The organism is Segnochrobactrum spirostomi (assembly GCF_009600605.1).
GTDB classification, from domain to species: domain Bacteria; phylum Pseudomonadota; class Alphaproteobacteria; order Rhizobiales; family Segnochrobactraceae; genus Segnochrobactrum; species Segnochrobactrum spirostomi.
The window spans coordinates 1350523-1367456 of record NZ_VWNA01000001.1; the positions used below are offsets into that span (position 1 = coordinate 1350523).

Below are 16934 nucleotides of genomic sequence, written 5' to 3' on the forward strand. Positions count from 1 at the left end.
GAGACGACCATGAACGCTGCGCGACCGGCCCGCACCGGCTCGGCACGGCCATCGCCGGTACGCCCGATGGGGCGCGGCGCGGCCTCGGCACGCTGAGGGGTGCGATGAGTTCCGCCCTCCACGGCCTGCCCCTGTCCCTCAATCACATGGTCGCGCCGCGGCTCAGCCACGCCGCGCTTTTCGACCTCGCCGTCCGCCTCGGCATTCCGGCGGTCGAGATCCGCAACGACCTCGACGGCGTCGCGATCACCGACGGCACGCCGGCCGCGACGGTGCGCGCCGACGCCGAAGCGCGCGGCCTCACGATCCTGTCGATCAACGCCCTGCAGCGCTTCAACGACTGGAGCGATGCGCGCGCCGCCGAGGCCGAGGCGCTCGCGGCCTATGCCGCGGCCGCCGGGGCGCGGGCGCTGGTGCTGTGCCCGGTCAACGATCCCGCCTTCGCTCCGCCCGAGGCCGCCCGCCTCGACGGGCTGCGCACGGCGCTCCGCGGCCTCGCCCCGATCCTGAAGGCGGCCGGCCTCGTCGGCCTGGTCGAGCCGCTCGGTTTCCCGGAATGCTCGCTGCGCCTCAAGGCGGAGGCGGTCGCGGCGATCGACGCGGTCGGCGCGGGCGATGTGTTCCGTCTGGTGCACGACACCTTCCATCATCGGGTGGCCGGGGAGACCGCCCTTTTCCCCGATCGCACCGGTCTCGTCCACGTCTCCGGCGTGACCGATCCGAGCGTGGCGATCGCCGATCTGCGCGATGCCCACCGCGTGCTCGTCGATGCCGCCGATCGTCTCGACAATGTCGGGCAGATCCGCGCGCTCCGGGCGGGGGGCTATGCCGGCCCGTTTTCGTTCGAGCCGTTCGCGGCGTCGGTGCATGCGAGCGCCGACATCGCCGCCGATCTCGGCCGCAGCATCGCCGTCCTCGACGCGGGAACGCGCGACGCCGCGGCGTGACGACCCGCCGGGCCAGCCCGGCGGTCCAAAATCACAAGCTTTCAGAAAAGCCGGCGCCGCAAAGAGCGACCGGCGCACTTGGAGGAGAGAAACGATGAAGCGCCTTCTGCTCGTACTCGCCGCCTCGACGCTGCTCTCGACCTCGGCCTTCGCCGAGACGATCGGCGTGTCGATGGCGAAGTTCGACGACAACTTCCTCACTGTCCTGCGCAATGCGATCAAGGACTATGCCGGCTCGAAAAGCGGCCTCGACGTGCAGTTCGAGGATGCGCAGAACGACGTCGGCAAGCAGCTCAACCAGATCCAGAACTTCGTCGCCCAGAAGGTCGACGCCATCATCGTCAACCCGGTCGACACCGACGCGACGCCGAAGATGACGCAGCTCGCCGTCGCCGCCGGCATCCCGCTCGTCTACGTGAACCGCATGCCGGCCGACAAGGAACTGCCGGCGAAGGTCGCCTTCGTCGGTTCCGACGAGCGCGATTCCGGCACGCTCGAGATGAAGCAGGTCTGCAAGCTGATGGGCGGCAAGGGCGAGATCGTCGTCCTGATGGGCGAGCTCTCCAACCAGGCCGCCCGCCAGCGCACCCAGGACGTCGAAGACGTGATCAAGTCGCCCGAGTGCGCGGGCATCAAGATCCTCGACAAGCAGAGCGGCAACTGGGACCGCACCCAGGGCACCGACCTCGTCACCAACTGGCTGTCGGCCGGCCTGAAGCCGAGCGCGATCGTCTCCAACAACGACGAGATGGCGATCGGCGCGATCCAGGCGCTGAAGCAGGCCGGCGTGCCGAAGGGCTCGATCATCGTCGCCGGCGTCGACGCCACCCAGGACGGCCTCGCCGCCATGAAGGCCGGCGACCTCCAGGTCACCGTGTTCCAGAACGCCGTCGGCCAGGGCAAGGGCGCGGTCGACACCGCGCTGACCCTCGCCAAGGGCGGCAAGACGGAATCCTTCGTGTGGGTGCCGTTCGAGCTCGTCACCCCGGACAACCTGTCGAAGTACGAAGCGAAGAACTGACGCGGGGTTTCTCACCCTCCGACCCCGGACGCGGCCCGCCCGCGTCCGGCCTTCGCACCGGCCGGGCGGTCACGCCCGGCCCTCATCGCCCGCACGACGCGGAGACGACGCCATGCCGAGACAAGCTGCCCTGAAAACCGTCCGCGCACGCGGTGCCGAAACGCCCTACCTCCTCGAGGTGGAAGGCGTGCGCAAGGCTTTTCCCGGCGTCATCGCCCTCGACAACGTCTCCTTCCGCGTGCGGCCCGGCACCGTCCATGCCCTGATGGGCGAGAACGGCGCCGGCAAGTCGACGCTCATGAAGATCATCGCGGGGGTCTACACCCCCGACCAGGGCAGCTTCCGCCTGCACGGCCAGGACATCCGCCTCACCTCTCCGCTCGACGCGCTCGAGCACGGCATCGCCATGATCCATCAGGAGCTCAACCTGATGCCGTTCATGACGGTCGCGGAGAACATCTGGATCCGCCGCGAACCGAAGAACCGCTTCGGCCTGATCGACCACGGCGCACTGCGGCGCATGACCGCCGACCTGTTCGCCCAGCTCAACATCGATATCGACCCGGAAGCCGAGGTACGCTCGCTCTCGATCGCGAGCCGGCAGATGGTCGAGATCGCCAAGGCGGTCTCGTTCGAATCCGACGTCCTCATCATGGACGAGCCGACCTCGGCCCTGACCGAGCACGAGGTGGAACACCTGTTCCGCATCATCCGCGACCTCAAGGCGCGCGGCAAAGGCATCGTCTACATCACCCACAAGATGAACGAGCTGTTCGAGATCGCCGACGAGGTGTCGGTGTTCCGCGATGGCCGCTATATCGGCACCGAGCCGGCCGACCGGGTCACCCGCGACGACATCATTAAAATGATGGTCGGCCGCGAGATCACCCAGATGTTCCCGAAGGAGACGGTGCCGATCGGCGACGTCGTGCTCTCGGTCCGCGATCTCTGCCTCGACGGCGTCTTTCGCGACATAAGCTTCGACGTGCGCGCCGGCGAGATCGTCGGCTTCGCGGGGCTCATCGGGTCCGGCCGCTCCAACGTCGCCGAGGCCCTGTTCGGGGTCGCACCGGCGACCTCCGGCACCATCGCGATCCGCGGCGAGCGCGTCTCGATCGACAGCCCGCGGACGGCGATGGCGCACGGCATGGCCTTCCTCACCGAGGACCGCAAGGACACCGGCTGCTTCCTCATCCTCGACGTGCTCGAGAACATGCAGATGGCGGTGCTCGGCCAGCGTTATGTCCGCGCCGGCTTCGTCAACGAACGCGAGGCGGCCCGCGATTGCGAGGCGATGCGCAGCGCCCTGCGCATCAAGACGCCGAACCTCGCCGAACGCATCGAAAACCTGTCCGGCGGCAATCAGCAGAAGGTGCTGATCGGCCGCTGGCTGCTCACCAAACCCAAGATCCTCATCCTCGACGAGCCGACCCGCGGCATCGATGTCGGCGCCAAGGCCGAGATCCACAAGCTCATCACCCGGCTCGCCGGCGAGGGCGTCGCGGTCATCATGATCTCGTCGGAGCTGCCCGAGGTGCTCGGCATGAGCGACCGCATCGTCGTCATGCACGAGGGCCGCGTCACCGGCGTGCTCGACCGCGCGGAGGCCGATCAGGTGCGGATCATGGAGCTCGCCTCGAAATAGGCGGCGAAGCAAGGTCGGGAGGACCCATGACGATGGAAAATACCACAAAGGTCGCGGCGACCGACCGCCCGGCCCGGCGCTTCAAGCTGCCGCCGGACGCCTCGATCTTCCTCGTGCTGATCGGCATCGCCCTCGCCTTCGAGGTGCTCGGCTGGATCTTCGTCGGCCAGAGCTTCCTGCTCAACAAGCAGCGCCTGGTCGTCATGATCCTCCAGGTCTCGGTGATCGGCATCATCGCCGTCGGCGTGACCCAGGTCATCATCACCGGCGGCATCGACCTGTCGTCGGGCTCGGTCGTCGCCGTCACGGCAATGGTCGCGGCGAGCCTCGCCCAGGTCTCCGGCTTCGCCCGCGCGGTCTATCCCTCGCTGACCGACCTGCCGGTCTTCATTCCCGTCGCCGTCGGCCTTCTCATCGGCCTCTTCGCCGGCTTCATCAACGGCAGCCTGATCGCCTATACCGGCATCCCGCCTTTCATCGCCACCCTCGGCATGATGGTGACCGCCCGCGGCTTCGCCAAGTGGTACACCCACGGCCAGCCGGTCAGCATGCTGTCGGATCCCTACGCGGCGATCGGCTCGGGGGCGACGCCGGTCATCATCTTCCTGGTGACGGCGGCGATCTTCCACATCGCCTTGCGCTACACACGCTACGGCAAGTTCACCTATGCCATCGGCGCCAACCGTCAGGCGGCGCGCGTCTCCGGCATCAATGTGGGCACCCACCTCATCATCGTCTATTCGATCGCGGGCCTGCTCTCGGGCCTCGCCGGCATCGTCACCTCGGCGCGCGCCATCTCCGGTCAGGCGGGCATGGGCATGATGTACGAGCTCGATGCGATCGCGGCCTCGGTCATCGGCGGCGTCTCGCTCGCCGGCGGCATGGGCCGCATCACCGGCACCGTGATCGGAACCGTGATCCTCGGTGTGATGACCTCCGGCTTCACATTCCTGCGCATCGATGCCTATTACCAGGAGATCGTGAAGGGCATGATCATCGTCGCCGCCGTGGTGGTCGACCAATATCGCCAGCGCAAGCGCGCCCGCGCCTGAGCCGCCGCGCCCTTCGCCCCTCGCTTTCCTTCAGCCGGCGCCGCGGCCTCGCGTCGCCGGCCTTCTCACGACAGGGTCTATCATGAGCGTCAGACTCGGACTTCTCGGTGCCGGCCGGATCGGCAAGGTGCATGCTTCGGCGATCGCGGCGACGCCCGGTGCCGAATTCGTGGCGGTCGCGGACGCCTTCCCCGCGGCGGCCGAGGCCATTGCGGCGAGCGCCGGTGCCGAAGTGCGCACCGTCGAGGCGATCATCGGTGCCGACGACATCGACGGCGTTCTGATCACCACCCCGACCGACCTCCACGCCACCCTGATCGAGCAGGCGGCACGGGCCGGCAAGGCGATCTTCTGCGAGAAGCCGATCGACCTCGACGTCAAGCGCGTGCGGGAATGCCTCGCCGTCGTCGAAGAGACCGGCGCCGCCCTGATGGTCGGCTTCAACCGCCGCTTCGACCCGAACTTCATGGAAGTGCGCCGCCAGATCGACGCCGGCACCATCGGCGCGGTCGAGATCGTGCAGATCACTTCGCGCGATCCGGCCCCGCCGCCGGCCGACTATATCGGCCGCTCGGGCGGTCTCTTCCGCGACATGACCATCCACGATTTCGACATGGCCCGTTTCCTCCTCGGCGAGGACCCGGTGACCGTGTTCGCCGCCGCCTCGAACCTGGTCGATCCGAAGATCGGCGCGCTCGGCGACGTCGACAGCGCGACGGTGGTGCTGACGACCGCCTCCGGCAAGCTCTGCCAGATCTCGAACTCGCGGCGCGCCAGCTACGGCTACGACCAGCGCATCGAGGTGCACGGCTCGAAGGGCCTCGTCAGCGCCGAGAACGTGCGGGCGACGACCGTCGAGATCGCCAACGGCGACGGCTATCGCCGCGAGCCGCTGCTCGACTTCTTCATGACGCGCTACACCCAGGCCTACCGCAACGAGATCGCCGCCTTCATCGCCGCGATCGCGAGCAAGCAGCCGATGACGCCCTCGGGCGACGACGGCCTAAAGTCGCTCCTCCTCGCCGACGCCGCCGTGACCTCGGTGCGCGAGAAGCGCGTCGTCGAGATCGGCTGACGCGAAGCCCCCTGCTCTTGCCTTCTCCCCGCTCGCGGGGAGAAGGTGGCGCAAAGCGCCGGATGAGGGGCCCTTCCGGGCCTCTCATATTAAATCAAGCAATTGCAATATAACGACTTCTCCCCCTCATCCGCCCCTTCGGGGCACCTTCTCCCCGCTTGCGGGGAGAAGGGAGAGACGGCCGACGATCCGTCACATACAATACCGCGGAGGAGCGCCCCCCTCAGCTCCGCCAGCGCAGGACCATCGGCTTCAGCGGATTCGCGAAGGGGCGGCCTTCGGCCTGGGCTTCGAGCCACTCGTCCTTGACGCGCATCCACCAGCGGGCCTGGGTGTCGGCGTCGTTGATGAGCATCAGCTTGGGCTTCGCCTCGAGCCCTTCGCGCTGGCGCACCACGACGACCCGATCCTGATCGAGAAACACCGTCATCAGGTGCTCGAGCAGCGGCCGCAGCGGCTTCGCCCAGCCCGTGCTGACCCAGAAGAACTGGTGCACCTCGGTGTTCTCGGCATCGACCGGGGTGATCGCGGTCAGCCCGACGACGGCGTGACGGTCGCCGCGGATCTCCTCGATGCGCAGGCCCGGCAGGCGGTAGGAAATCTCGGTCGAGACATTCTGCCCGAGCACCTTGTAGGCGATGTTCTGCGGCGGCAGCGCGTGGCGCACCATGCGCCAGCCGAGTTCGCTCGGCTCGAACGCCTTCTCCTTCGGCCGGAGCTTGGTCGGGTCCTTCTTGAACCACCACGAGGTGTGGACGAAGGCCGCGTGGGTCGGGTCCATCAGCCCGAACGCCGCGTGGTCGGTCGAGCACGGGAACGGCAGCACGATCTTGAGCGCAGGGGCGACGTCGTGGCCGAACACCGGCAGCCGCGGCGGCTCGGCCTCGCTACCCGACGGCGCCTCGCCGTCCTTGGCGAAATAGATCCAGATCAGGCCCTGCCTCTCGACGCAGGGATAGGCGCCGCAGCGGATCTTCGGTAGGTCGACCGGCTGGTCCTCGCGCAAGGAGGGGATCTCGACGCAACCGCCGTCCCGACCGAACTTCCAGCCGTGATAGGAGCAGGCGACCGCCTCGCCGTCGAACGTGCCGTAATGGAGCGGGATGCCGCGGTGCGGGCAGAGATTGCGCAAAGCGAAGACGCGGCCGTCGTTGCCGCGGCCGATCAGGACCGGCTCGCCGAGCAGCGTCTTCGGCAGCATGGCGCCCGGCTTCACCGCGTCGCCCGGCACGGCGACGTACCAGAGGCCGCGGATGAGCGTCGCGGTCAGACCTTGCATCTCGTTCTCCCAACGCCGCGCCGTCCGGGGCGCAGAGCGCCACGCCCGGCTCGATTCGAGCGGCCTATGCTCTAGCGCCGGATGCCGCGCGCGACCAGCCCTCCCCTTTTTGGACCCGCCATCGGAGGCCGGTTGCCGCCGCTGCGCCGCGCCGCCGGCGCCATTGTTAACGCCGCCCCGAAATCGCCCTGAAATGAACCGGTCGGTGCCGTTTGCGGCGCACGACTTGCCCCAACTCGCATGCGGATATGGAGGGGCCGGAGTGATCCGGCGTCAGCGAACAGGAGGAGGCGATGAAGCACTTCACCGACATCCCCCGCCGGGGCCGCGTCCTGCGCGTGGTGCTGACGGCCGCCTGCGTGCTCGCCGCCTGCGCGGTGCCGGCGGCAGCGGCAGCCTTCGGAACCACCCTGTCGACCGCCAACGACGCGCTGAGCGGCGCGACCTCCGCACTGATCTGGGCCTCGTTCGCGATCGCAGCGATCTCCCTCCAAGGCGTGCGCGCCGCCTGTCACGCCAGCCGCGAGCGCGCCCGCGACGCCGCGGAAACGCAGGCGATCGAAGCGGATACGGCCGGAGAGCAGGCCACCGACGCCCCGCGCGGCTGATAGCATAAGAGAGACAAGGGGCTCTCCTCGAGTCCCTCCCTCCTTCTTGGAGTCCCTCCCCTCTGCCAGGGGGAGGGACAGACCGCCGCAGGCGGTCAGGGTGGGGCCCGGCGCCGCAAGGCGCCGTCGCCGCGGGCTAGCACGTGGCGAACAGTGCGTCTCATCGTGCCGTCTCGCCCAGCCGCCCCACCCCGGCGCTTCGCGCCACCCCTCCCCCAACTGGGGAGGGGCTACCGCAATCGACGTGATCCGGGCTACGGCAGGCGTCGTGTTCTGCTTCGGCGACGGCTATGTGATGGAGCGCCAGCCACCGTCTCGTGATGCGACGCCGACCGGCTCGTCCTGGCACCGCCGCCCTCGCGCCCTATATCGCTGCGAGATGCGACCTTGCGGAGCAGTGCCGTGACCGGATTGGTTCAGCCCGAAACCCCTCGATCGCCCGCCCGCCCGCGCCAACGGCTCGCGCAAAGGTGCGCCATTATCCCCCGCGATCGTGCCGCCTTCGTCGCCGCAACCGTCCTCGCCGCGGCCCTCATGTCGCCCCTCGCGCCCGCCGCGGCGCAGAGCGCGGCCCCGCTCGCCGCGACGTCGCGCGATTACAAGCTCGCCGTCACCAAGGTCGTCGGCGGGCTCGTGCATCCGTGGTCGCTCGCCTTCCTGCCCGACGGCGCCATGCTGGTGACCGAGCGGCCGGGCCGGCTTCGCCTCATCGAGAACGGCAAGCTCGATCCCGAACCGGTCGCCGGCCTTCCGGCCGTGTTCGCCCAAGGCCAGGGCGGCCTGCTCGACCTCGCCCTCGATCCGGACTTCGCGAAGACCGGTCTCGTCTATTTCTCCTATGCCGAACCGCGCCAGGGCGGCGCCGGCACGACGCTCGCCCGCGGCCAGCTCGTCCGCGAGGGCGGCAAGGCGCGGCTCGAAAATGTCGAAGTGATCTTCCGCCAGGAGCCGGCGCTGCCCGGCGGCATCCAGTTCGGCTCGCGCTTCGCCATCGCCTCGAACGGCACGCTCTATGTGACGCTCGGCGACCGCCGTCAGGCGGACCTCGCCCAAAAGCTCGACAACGATGTCGGCAAGGTCATCCGCATCGACCGCGACGGCTCCATCCCGAAATCGAACCCCTTCGTCGGACGGGACGGCGCGCGACCGGAGATCTGGGCCTACGGCTTCCGCAACGGCCAGGGCGCGGCGATCGACCCGGCGACCGGTCAGCTCTGGACCGTCGACCACGGCGCCAAGGGCGGCGACGAGATCAACCACCCGGAGGCCGGCAAGAATTATGGCTGGCCGGTCATCACTTACGGCGTCGATTATTCCGGCGCAAAGATCGGCATCGGCACGTCGGCGCCCGGCATGGAGCAGCCGGTTTATTATTGGGACCCGTCGATCGCCCCCTCGGGCCTCGCGATCTATGACGGCGCGCTGTTTCCGAAATGGAAGGGCGATCTCCTGGTCGGCGCACTCAAGGGCCAGATCCTGGTCCGGCTCGACCGCGAGAACGGCCGCATCGTCGACGAGGAGCGCATGATGAAGGGCCTGATCGGGCGCATCCGCGACGTGCGCGTCGGTCCGGACGGGGCGATCTGGCTCCTCACCGACGAGGAGAACGGTGGGCTCTACCGGGTGATTCCCGCGAAGTCGTGACCGCGTCGCCCGGCATAAGCTAGAATGGCGGACCTTCCCCCGCGCGATGGCCCGCTATGTTCCCCACCCGCCACTGGCACCACATGACGACCGAGGAGATCCGCGGCGCCGATACGAGCCGCTGGATCGCCGTGCTGCCGCTCGCCGCGATCGAGCAGCACGGGCCGCATCTGCCCCTCGGCACCGACCTCGTCATCGCGGAGGGGCAGGTTGCGCGGGTGATCGAGCTCCTGCCGCGGGATTGCCCGGTCACCTTCCTGCCGGTCCAGGCAATCGGCAAATCGAACGAGCACGCGGGCTTTCCCGGCACGCTGACGCTGTCGTGGGAGACGGCGACGCGCGCCTGGATCGAGATCGGCGAGGGACTCGCGGCGAGCGGGATCACCAAGCTCGTGATGGTGAGCTCCCACGGCGGCAACATGGCCGTGCTCGACACCGTCGCCCTGGAGCTTCGGGCCCGGTTCGGCATCCTCGCCGTCGTCACCCGCTGGGGCCGCTTCGGCCAGCCGGAGGGCGTGTTCTCGGCGGAGGAAATCTCGGTCGGAATCCACGGCGGCGACATCGAGACGTCGCTGATGCTGCACCTCGCGCCGGAGCTCGTCCGCCTCGAACGGTCGGCGGATTTCCTCTCCGCCCAGGGCACCCTCAAGGCGCGGTACCGGCATCTCCGGGCCCACGGCGCCCACGCCTTCGGCTGGCTGTCGAGCGACCTCAACCCGTCGGGCGTCGTCGGCAACGCCGCGATCGCGACCGCCGATAAGGGCCGCGCCTCGCTCGATCACGCCGCCTGGGGCTTCGTCGAACTCCTCCAGGAGATGGAAACCTACGAGCTCGATTGCGACGTCGCTCCGTCGTGACACACCGCGCGACTATGGCTTCGGATAGGGCTTGAGGATCAGAACGCCAAGGTCGCGCGCGGGATAGAAGTCCGTTGCCTTCATTTGGAAGCGCGTCGGCGCGATCTTCTTCACCCCATCGCCGCAGAAGCTGACCAAATTCTCCGGCGCGCCCTTGTCGACGGTCAGAGTGAAGCTGCCGATCGGGCCGTTCCAGTTCGCGCCGGTCTTCAGGACATATTCGATGCGCGCGTCCGAGAACGGCGGCCCACTCGGCGGATCGGCCTGTTTCGCCGCACGCTGAAGCGACGCGAGCAGCGAGGGCTCGACGCAGAAGAGATCCATCTCCGCGCGCTGGGCCTCGAGCGCCCACGGATTGTCGTGCAGATCGAGCCCGATCAGCGTGCCGGCCGACAGGCCGACGCTCGGGCGGTAGGCGTGATCGACGACGACCTCCTTCCCCGCCGGAAAGGCCTGCGTCCAATAATAGGTCGTCTTGAGGGTCCACAGCGGCGACAGGTGGCGTTCCATCCCCTTGCCGGCATCATATTCGTCGACGAACGCGAGTCCCATCCCGATGAACTCGTCCCATGCCGCCGGGGGCAGCTTGTCGAGCGCGGCCTGGGTTTCCTCGCGGAACGGGGCGAGCGGCACGCCGCGGGCGCGCAACAGCGCGGTGCGGTCGATGCCGAGGGCGAAGACGCGCTGCTCCATCGCCGTCTCGACCGGAGCCCCGTCCACCTTCGTCTCGAAGGCGAGGAAATTGTCGGCGTCGCGGACCGGAATCGAGATGTTGGTCTCCGGGGCGATGGTCACGTCCGGCATCGGGAAGGCGACGAGGAGTTTGACGTCCGCGTCCGTCGTGTTCTTGAAGACATAATGGACGCGGACCGCGTCCTCCGAGATGGAGAGATCCTCGGACTGCATCGCCACCGACTCGTTGATGACATAGACGAGCCCGCCGGCCGCGAGCGCCGCCGTGGTGTCGTTGGCGTGGGCGACCGGTGCCGCCGCGAGGACGCCGAACGCCACCGCGAATGCTCGTGCCGCACGCCATAGAGCGCGACTGCGCATTGTCGTCATGTCCATCCCCCGATGCGCCTGCCATCCGCTCGGATGAAAGCCGATTTATCGAAATGCGATAAGGGGGCGTGCTGTCGCGAAGCTGGGGCTGGAGGGCCGGCGCCCGTCACCCCGCGGCGCGGGCGACCGCGGCGTCCCATCGCGCCGCGAGGGCGGCATCGAGATCTTCGAAGGTCGCGAAGGCGTGGACTTCGAGCGGCGCACCGCGGCCACGCACCGTGACCTCGCGGACCGGCGCGTCTCCGGCCTCGAACGCCGCCGCCTCGGTCACCGCGCGGGAGGCGACGACGACGGCGTCGAGTTCCTTCGTCATCGCCTCCAGCCGGCTCGCGATGTTGACGGTATCGCCCAGCGCGGTGATGCCGGCGGCCTCGACGCCACCCGCCGCACCGATCCGGCCGAGGATCGCCGGCCCACAATGGATGCCGACCCCGATGCGGATCTTGTGGCCGAGGCTCGCCTTGAACTCGCGGTTGAGCCGCGCGGTCGCCGGGCCCATCGCGGCGGCGGCCCGCAGCGCGGCGCGACAGCCGGCGGCGGGACCGTCGCCCATGCCGAAGATCGCCATCACCCCGTCGCCGATGAACTTGTCCACATAGCCGCCGTTGGTCCGCACCGCCTCCGCCATGGCGTCGAGATAGCGGTTGAGAAGGAAGACGACGTCGAACGACAGCCGGTGCTCGGAGAGCCCGGTGAAGTTGCGCATGTCGACGAACAGGATCGCGACGGTCTGCTCGACGCCCCAATGGTAGAGGTCGGTGCCCGGCGTGCCGACCTTGGCGGCGGTGCCGGCCGGCACCAGCGGCAGCACGGCGAGATCGGCGGTCGGCCGCATCTGGCAGGCGAGCCGCACGGTGGGGTCGGCATGGATGCGCTCGAGCACCGCTTGTTCGGCCGGATTGGGCGGCGGCAGCAGATCGGCGCCGGCGAGCACCCGGGTCCGGCAAGTGGAACACCGCGCCCGGCCGCCGCAGATCGAGGCATAGGGGATGCCGTTCATGCGGCCGATTTCGAGCAGCGTGGCGCCCGGCATGATCCGTACCGTCCGGTCGTCCGGGAACGTGACGGCGATCGAGCGCGGACCGGCATGGGAGAGGCGGCGAATCAGAAACACGGTCGCGGCGACCAGGAATGCGCAGCCCAACACGGCGACGATGGTGTCGCGCCCGCGCAGCACCCACTCCCGCGCCTCGGGCAGGACGGAATGGGTGACGAGGCCGGCGATGTCTAGCCGGCGCGCCGCATCGACCCAGCCCCACTCGGCGAGCAGGGGGATCGCCACGGCGAGCGAGACGAGGAGCGGGAAGCTGCGGCGATACCAGGTCCGCCCGCCGAGCCAATGGTGCAGGCCGAGCATGGCATGGAGCCACACGACAGCGAGCGCGAGCGTCTGCATCAAGACGGCGGCGGGCCAGAGATCGCCGAGCACACGGCTATAATCATCGGAGACGCCGAAGCGCATCTTCAGCCCGATGGTCGAGAGCACGTGGCCGCCGACGAGCACCGGAATGAGGAGGCCGAGCACGAGTTGCATCGCCTCCCAGCGCGGGATGCGCCACGTGCGCCGGCGAATGGCCCGGGAGAAGGCGAGGCCGACGTGCACCACGGCCGCGGCGGACAGCAGCACGAGGCCCGGCGGCGATTGCCATAGGCCCCTGCGCCACACCTGCGCGTCCTCCATCCAACGCACGGAGACGATGCCGAGGATGTGGTTGAGGAAGTGGGTGAGGACGAAGGCGAACAGCACGAGGCCGGAGAGGAGGCGCAGGCGCTGCCCGTTCAAGACGCGCCGCCGCAGCCGCGACCAGCGCGCCCGCCACTTGCCGCCGACGCGCACCTTCGCCGGGATGGGGAGCTCGATCATGCCAGTCCCCGCGGTCCGCGCGTCCCGTGTCGCAATGCCGTGGCGGGGCGCTCAGGCCGCGATGTCGCCGTTGGCCAGCCGCTCCTGCTCGAACTGGAAGACGATCGAGGGGTCCGGCAACACAACATCACGGTCCTTGTCCTCGTAGTCGCAGCGCGTCAACAGATCGCGGATCACGTTGAGGCGCGTCTTCTTCTTGTTGCCGGCCCGAACCACGGTCCACGGCGCGGAGGCATGGTGGGTGCGGGCAAACATCTCGTTGCGGGCGCGGGAATAATCCTTCCAGTGGGAGAGCGCCGCCTCGTCGACGGGGCTCACCTTCCACTGCTTCAGGGGGTCCTTGCGCCGGTCTTCGAGCCGTTCGGCCTGCGTGTCCCGGTCGATGTCGAGATAGTACTTATGGAGGGAGATGCCCGAGCGGACCAGCATCTGTTCGAAGAACGGTGCGGTGTCAAAAAACTCATCGAGCTCCGCGTCGGTGCAGAAGCCCATCACCCGCTCGACCCCGGCGCGATTGTACCAACTGCGGTTGAAACAGACGATTTCGCCCGCCGCCGGAAGGTACGGCACCCAGCGCTGAAAATACCAGGACGAGCTCTCCCGCTCGGTCGGTTTGCCGAGCGCGACGACGCGCGTCTCGCGCGGGCTCATGTGCTCGGTGACGCGCTTGATGGTGCCGTCCTTGCCCGCCGCGTCGCGCCCCTCGAAGAGGATGAGGAGCTTTAGCCCCTTGGTGATGACATGGCGCTGGAGCTTCACGAGTTCGACCTGGAGGCGGTAGAGCGCGTCGCGGTACTCGCCGTCGCCCTCGTCCGCCGCGTGCTTCCTGTCCTTCGCCATCGCGCTCTCCCTCGTCCACACCCGTCTCGTCGGCCACCGTCGCGGCGAAAATACGAAGACCGCACGCGGAGTTCGCCCCTCTGGCCGAATTTCCAGTCGGCCGTGATCGCAGCGAAGCGGTGCGATCGACACGAGCCTGAGGACAATCGCGCGCCGCCCCTTGCCTTTCGAAAAGTTTGACCCTAGTTTCCGCACCGCTCGGGCCGCCCCTTGGGGCCGCGCCGCATGTGCAGCTGTAGCTCAGTTGGTTAGAGCGTCGGATTGTGGATCCGAAGGTCCCTGGTTCGAGACCAGGCAGCTGTACCACCTCCCTTTTCGCCGTGCCGTGCAGGCATTCTCGAACTCCTCGCGTATCATTCTCTCGCGATGAGACAGGAGGCGGCGGTGAAGGTCGATTATGATGTGCAATCCGACGCGCTCTATCTGCGCTTCGCGGACGGCAAGATCGAAGAATCCGAGGAAGTCTCGCCGGGCGTCGTGCTCGATTTCGACGCGGCGGGCCGCATCGTCGGCCTCGAGGTTCTGTCCGCCTCGGTGAAGCTCGCGCCCGGAGCGCTGCCGGCCGCCGCGGAATAGAAGAGCGACGGTCTCGTCAAAGCCGTGCGGCCCGTCGCCGGTTCGGACGTGCTGTGCTACGCCTCGCATAATGCCGCCGAGAGCCACGGACCGCCGAGAAACCCGACCCCCATGCGCCGCTTCCTGATCGACACCGACACCGCGTCCGACGACGCCATCGCGCTTCTGCTCGCCTTCGCCGCGCCCGACGTCCGAATCGAGGCGATCACCATGGTCGCCGGCAATTGCCGGCTCGATCAGGCGGCCCAGAACGCGCTTTATGTCCGCGAGCTGGTCGGCGCCGAGGCGCCCGTCCATCTCGGCCGCGACGCGCCGCTGCTGCGCCCGCTCGTGATGGCGGCGGACGTCCACGGCCACGATGGGCTCGGCGATATCGGTCTGCCGCTCCACGGCCGCACCGCCGATCCCGGCCACGCGGCGGATGTGATCCGCACCGTGATCCGCCGCCACCCGGGCGAGGTCACCCTCGTCACCCTCGGGCCGCTCACCAACGTCGCCCTCGCGCTCCTGCGTGACCCCGAGCTCGCCGGCCTGGTGCGCGAGTGCGTGGTGATGGGGGGCGTCTCGGACGGGTTCGGCAACATCACGCCGGCGGCCGAGTTCAACATCTACGTCGACCCGGAGGCGGCCAAGATCGTGTTCGGCTCCGGCCTCAAGATCACGATGGTCGGCTGGGACATCTCGCGGAAGTACGCGCTCCTCTCGGGCGCCGAGCTCGATGCGTTGAAGGCGATCGGCACCAAGCGCGCCCGCTTCGCCGTCGACATCCTCGCCGCCGTCCGCCGCTACGTCTCGGAGCGCACCGGCGAGGACTGCGCCGATCTGCCCGACCCGATCGCCATGGCGATCGCCCTCGATCCGACCATCGCGACCAAGGTGGTGCGCCGCGCCGTGATCGTCGACACGTCCGACGGCCCGTCGATGGGGGCGACCCTGGTCGACCACCACGCCGTGACCGGACGCACGGCGAACGCCGACGTCGTCGTCGAAGCCTCGCGGGAGAAATTCATCGCCCGGCTCAGGCAGGCGCTCGCGGTCGCCTGATCGCCCGGCCCGGACAGCCGGTCAGGCGTCGACCGGCTGCGCCGCCTTGGCGGTGCCACCCATGAGCAGATGCTCGCGGCCGACCTTGACGAGGTCGAAGGCCTGGAAGGTGCCGTCTTCGCGCGGGAACTCGTAGCGCACGATGTCGGCGGTCGCCTGGGCGCGGCTGAGCTTACCGGGAATGAAGCTGCCGGTGCCGACCACGTCGACCGGGATGCCGAGATTGCCGAAGATCCGGCACTTCAACACGTCGAACCCGGACGAGGCGACGATGCGCGGCCCCTTGAAGCCGTTGTCGTCGAGCATCTTGCGGAAGCGGATGATGCTCGCCGCGGTGACGCCGGTGCCGAACAGCGCCTTGTCGCGGATTTCGTCCGGCGACATGCCGTCGAGATCGTCGATGCCGAAGCCCTGGAGCGCGAGCTTCAGCACCTCGCCCGGCGTCTCCTTGTGGGTCCAGCGCAGCAACGTGCGCACCGAATCGTTCCAGTCCATGCCCTCGAGGTGGCGGCCGGCATGGGTGTCGATGCGGAAAGCGAGCTGCTTGCCGCGTTCGTCGAGTTTCGCCTCGTCGTAGAACCAGCGGCAGACGGCGAGTGCGTCCGTAATCTCGCGTCCCTCATAATCGACGAGCACGGTGTAGGTCTGCTCGTCGGGGAACTGGGCGGCGTAGAGCTTCGCCGCCTCGAGCGTGGCGTTCTCCCGCTCCGGATCGCCGCCGCGGGCGAGGATGCGCGCCTTGGCGTAGCCGATCAGCGAGTGGGGCATGGTGCCGAGCCCCTGGGCGGCACCGAACATCGGCGCGGCGATCGCCGTCGAGGTGCCGATGAAGCCGGTCGCGCCCATCAGCCGCGCAGTGCGCGAGCCGACGCTCGCGCCGTAGGAGCAGGCGAGGTGCATGTCGTCGCCGGTCGCGTGGCGGGCTTCCATCGCGATATAGGTGGTGCGCGGCATCGCGAGGCTCATGGTGAAGGCGTTCATCGCCGACACGCAGGCGAAGCCGATGCGCTGCAACAGCAGGGTCTCGATCGGCGACAGGGCCGCCATCGAGCCGGTCATGTAGAAGAGCGGACGGCCCGAGCCGAGCAGCGTGCCCTCGGGCACCTCGCGCCGGATCTCCAGCGGGAACGGCGCGTCGGCCGGATAGAGGTCGGTGACGAGGTCGATCGCCCGGTCCACCGCCACGATGCAGTCGGTGCGCAGGAACACCGCGTAGGTGACGCGGCAATCGCCGGTCGCCTCGACGATCGCCTGGGTCTTGAGGAAATAGGCGTCGGTCCTGAGCGCGACGTCAGCATCGTTCTTTGGAGACCGCACGACTTCCACTCCCGCCCGTCATCGGCAACAGCCGATCGATGGGTTTTCTTCTGCAACGATCCTCCGGCGCCCGCAAGCCGCCTCTTCACCCGGCCGCTCGCCG

General features: G+C 68.6%; 15 protein-coding genes and 1 tRNA gene. 11 read left to right on the forward strand and 5 right to left on the reverse strand.

What is annotated here, in order from left to right:
- The first annotated feature begins 104 nt into the window (after nt 1-104).
- The 5 genes from F0357_RS05980 (at nt 105) to iolG (ending at nt 5740) form a co-directional block, all read left to right on the forward strand.
- Nucleotides 105-947 carry a TIM barrel protein gene (locus F0357_RS05980; RefSeq protein ID WP_246161373.1) on the forward strand — a complete coding sequence of 281 codons (843 nt, stop codon included), beginning with the start codon at nt 105-107 and terminating at the stop codon, nt 945-947.
- Nucleotides 948-1041: 94 nt separating this feature from the next.
- Complete coding sequence (locus F0357_RS05985) at nt 1042-1968, forward strand: sugar ABC transporter substrate-binding protein (RefSeq protein WP_153479516.1); 927 nt, start codon at nt 1042-1044, stop codon at nt 1966-1968.
- Between the two features lie 112 nt (nt 1969-2080).
- Nucleotides 2081-3613, forward strand: coding sequence for a sugar ABC transporter ATP-binding protein (locus F0357_RS05990; protein ID WP_153479517.1), 1533 nt, complete (start codon nt 2081-2083; stop codon nt 3611-3613).
- A 32-nt stretch (nt 3614-3645) separates the two neighbouring features.
- Nucleotides 3646-4665, forward strand: a complete 1020-nt coding sequence (locus F0357_RS05995) for an ABC transporter permease (protein WP_246161375.1) — start codon at nt 3646-3648, stop codon at nt 4663-4665.
- Nucleotides 4666-4747: 82 nt separating this feature from the next.
- Nucleotides 4748-5740 (forward strand): inositol 2-dehydrogenase, encoded by a 993-nt coding sequence (gene iolG, locus F0357_RS06000; protein WP_153479519.1) that lies wholly within the window; start codon nt 4748-4750, stop codon nt 5738-5740.
- 223 nt (nt 5741-5963) lie between these two features.
- Here iolG and F0357_RS06005 read toward each other — a convergent pair whose 3' ends face one another.
- Nucleotides 5964-7019 carry a Rieske 2Fe-2S domain-containing protein gene (locus tag F0357_RS06005; protein WP_153479520.1) on the reverse strand — a complete coding sequence of 352 codons (1056 nt, stop codon included), beginning with the start codon at nt 7017-7019 and terminating at the stop codon, nt 5964-5966.
- A 293-nt stretch (nt 7020-7312) separates the two neighbouring features.
- On the opposite strand from F0357_RS06005, the gene F0357_RS06010 reads away from it, so the two are divergent.
- The 3 genes from F0357_RS06010 (at nt 7313) to F0357_RS06020 (ending at nt 10128) form a co-directional block, all read left to right on the forward strand.
- The gene (locus F0357_RS06010) at nt 7313-7627 is read left to right on the forward strand and encodes a hypothetical protein (protein ID WP_153479521.1); all 315 of its coding nucleotides are present in this window, start codon (nt 7313-7315) and stop codon (nt 7625-7627) included.
- 402 nt (nt 7628-8029) lie between these two features.
- The gene (locus F0357_RS06015) at nt 8030-9271 is read left to right on the forward strand and encodes a PQQ-dependent sugar dehydrogenase (RefSeq protein ID WP_312861474.1); all 1242 of its coding nucleotides are present in this window, start codon (nt 8030-8032) and stop codon (nt 9269-9271) included.
- Nucleotides 9272-9327: 56 nt separating this feature from the next.
- Complete coding sequence (locus F0357_RS06020; protein WP_153479522.1) at nt 9328-10128, forward strand: creatininase family protein; 801 nt, start codon at nt 9328-9330, stop codon at nt 10126-10128.
- Nucleotides 10129-10140: 12 nt separating this feature from the next.
- Here F0357_RS06020 and F0357_RS06025 read toward each other — a convergent pair whose 3' ends face one another.
- The 3 genes from F0357_RS06025 to ppk2 form a co-directional block, all read right to left on the reverse strand.
- Nucleotides 10141-11139: a DUF4424 domain-containing protein gene (locus F0357_RS06025; protein WP_208948238.1), complete on the reverse strand. Its 999-nt coding sequence runs from the start codon at nt 11137-11139 to the stop codon at nt 10141-10143.
- A gap of 157 nt (nt 11140-11296) precedes the next feature.
- Nucleotides 11297-13054 (reverse strand): adenylate/guanylate cyclase domain-containing protein, encoded by a 1758-nt coding sequence (locus F0357_RS06030; RefSeq protein WP_153479524.1) that lies wholly within the window; start codon nt 13052-13054, stop codon nt 11297-11299.
- A 51-nt stretch (nt 13055-13105) separates the two neighbouring features.
- Entirely contained in the window at nt 13106-13894 is a 789-nt protein-coding gene (gene ppk2 / locus F0357_RS06035; protein WP_153479525.1) for a polyphosphate kinase 2, read from the reverse strand.
- A gap of 229 nt (nt 13895-14123) precedes the next feature.
- On the opposite strand from ppk2, the gene F0357_RS06040 reads away from it, so the two are divergent.
- From F0357_RS06040 to F0357_RS06050, 3 genes are all read left to right on the forward strand, one after another.
- Nucleotides 14124-14200: transfer RNA gene (locus F0357_RS06040), tRNA-His, on the forward strand.
- Nucleotides 14201-14278: 78 nt separating this feature from the next.
- Nucleotides 14279-14470 carry a DUF2283 domain-containing protein gene (locus F0357_RS06045; protein ID WP_312861475.1) on the forward strand — a complete coding sequence of 64 codons (192 nt, stop codon included), beginning with the start codon at nt 14279-14281 and terminating at the stop codon, nt 14468-14470.
- A gap of 111 nt (nt 14471-14581) precedes the next feature.
- Complete coding sequence (locus tag F0357_RS06050) at nt 14582-15514, forward strand: nucleoside hydrolase (RefSeq protein ID WP_153479527.1); 933 nt, start codon at nt 14582-14584, stop codon at nt 15512-15514.
- A gap of 21 nt (nt 15515-15535) precedes the next feature.
- Here F0357_RS06050 and F0357_RS06055 read toward each other — a convergent pair whose 3' ends face one another.
- Nucleotides 15536-16831 carry a beta/alpha barrel domain-containing protein gene (locus tag F0357_RS06055; RefSeq protein WP_208948239.1) on the reverse strand — a complete coding sequence of 432 codons (1296 nt, stop codon included), beginning with the start codon at nt 16829-16831 and terminating at the stop codon, nt 15536-15538.
- Between the last annotated feature and the right edge of the window lie 103 nt (nt 16832-16934).

Bases quoted from the DNA above. Each gene is read 5' to 3' on its own strand.
- F0357_RS05980 (WP_246161373.1), top strand. From the start codon at position 105: ATGAGTTCCGCCCTCCACGGCCTGCCCCTGTCCCTCAATCACATGGTC.
- F0357_RS05985 (WP_153479516.1), top strand. From the start codon at position 1,042: ATGAAGCGCCTTCTGCTCGTACTCGCCGCCTCGACGCTGCTCTCGACC.
- F0357_RS05990 (WP_153479517.1), top strand. From the start codon at position 2,081: ATGCCGAGACAAGCTGCCCTGAAAACCGTCCGCGCACGCGGTGCCGAA.
- F0357_RS05995 (WP_246161375.1), top strand. From the start codon at position 3,646: ATGGAAAATACCACAAAGGTCGCGGCGACCGACCGCCCGGCCCGGCGC.
- iolG (WP_153479519.1), top strand. From the start codon at position 4,748: ATGAGCGTCAGACTCGGACTTCTCGGTGCCGGCCGGATCGGCAAGGTG.
- F0357_RS06005 (WP_153479520.1), bottom strand. From the start codon at position 7,019: ATGCAAGGTCTGACCGCGACGCTCATCCGCGGCCTCTGGTACGTCGCC.
- F0357_RS06010 (WP_153479521.1), top strand. From the start codon at position 7,313: ATGAAGCACTTCACCGACATCCCCCGCCGGGGCCGCGTCCTGCGCGTG.
- F0357_RS06020 (WP_153479522.1), top strand. From the start codon at position 9,328: ATGTTCCCCACCCGCCACTGGCACCACATGACGACCGAGGAGATCCGC.
- F0357_RS06030 (WP_153479524.1), bottom strand. From the start codon at position 13,054: ATGATCGAGCTCCCCATCCCGGCGAAGGTGCGCGTCGGCGGCAAGTGG.
- ppk2 (WP_153479525.1), bottom strand. From the start codon at position 13,894: ATGGCGAAGGACAGGAAGCACGCGGCGGACGAGGGCGACGGCGAGTAC.
- F0357_RS06050 (WP_153479527.1), top strand. From the start codon at position 14,582: ATGCGCCGCTTCCTGATCGACACCGACACCGCGTCCGACGACGCCATC.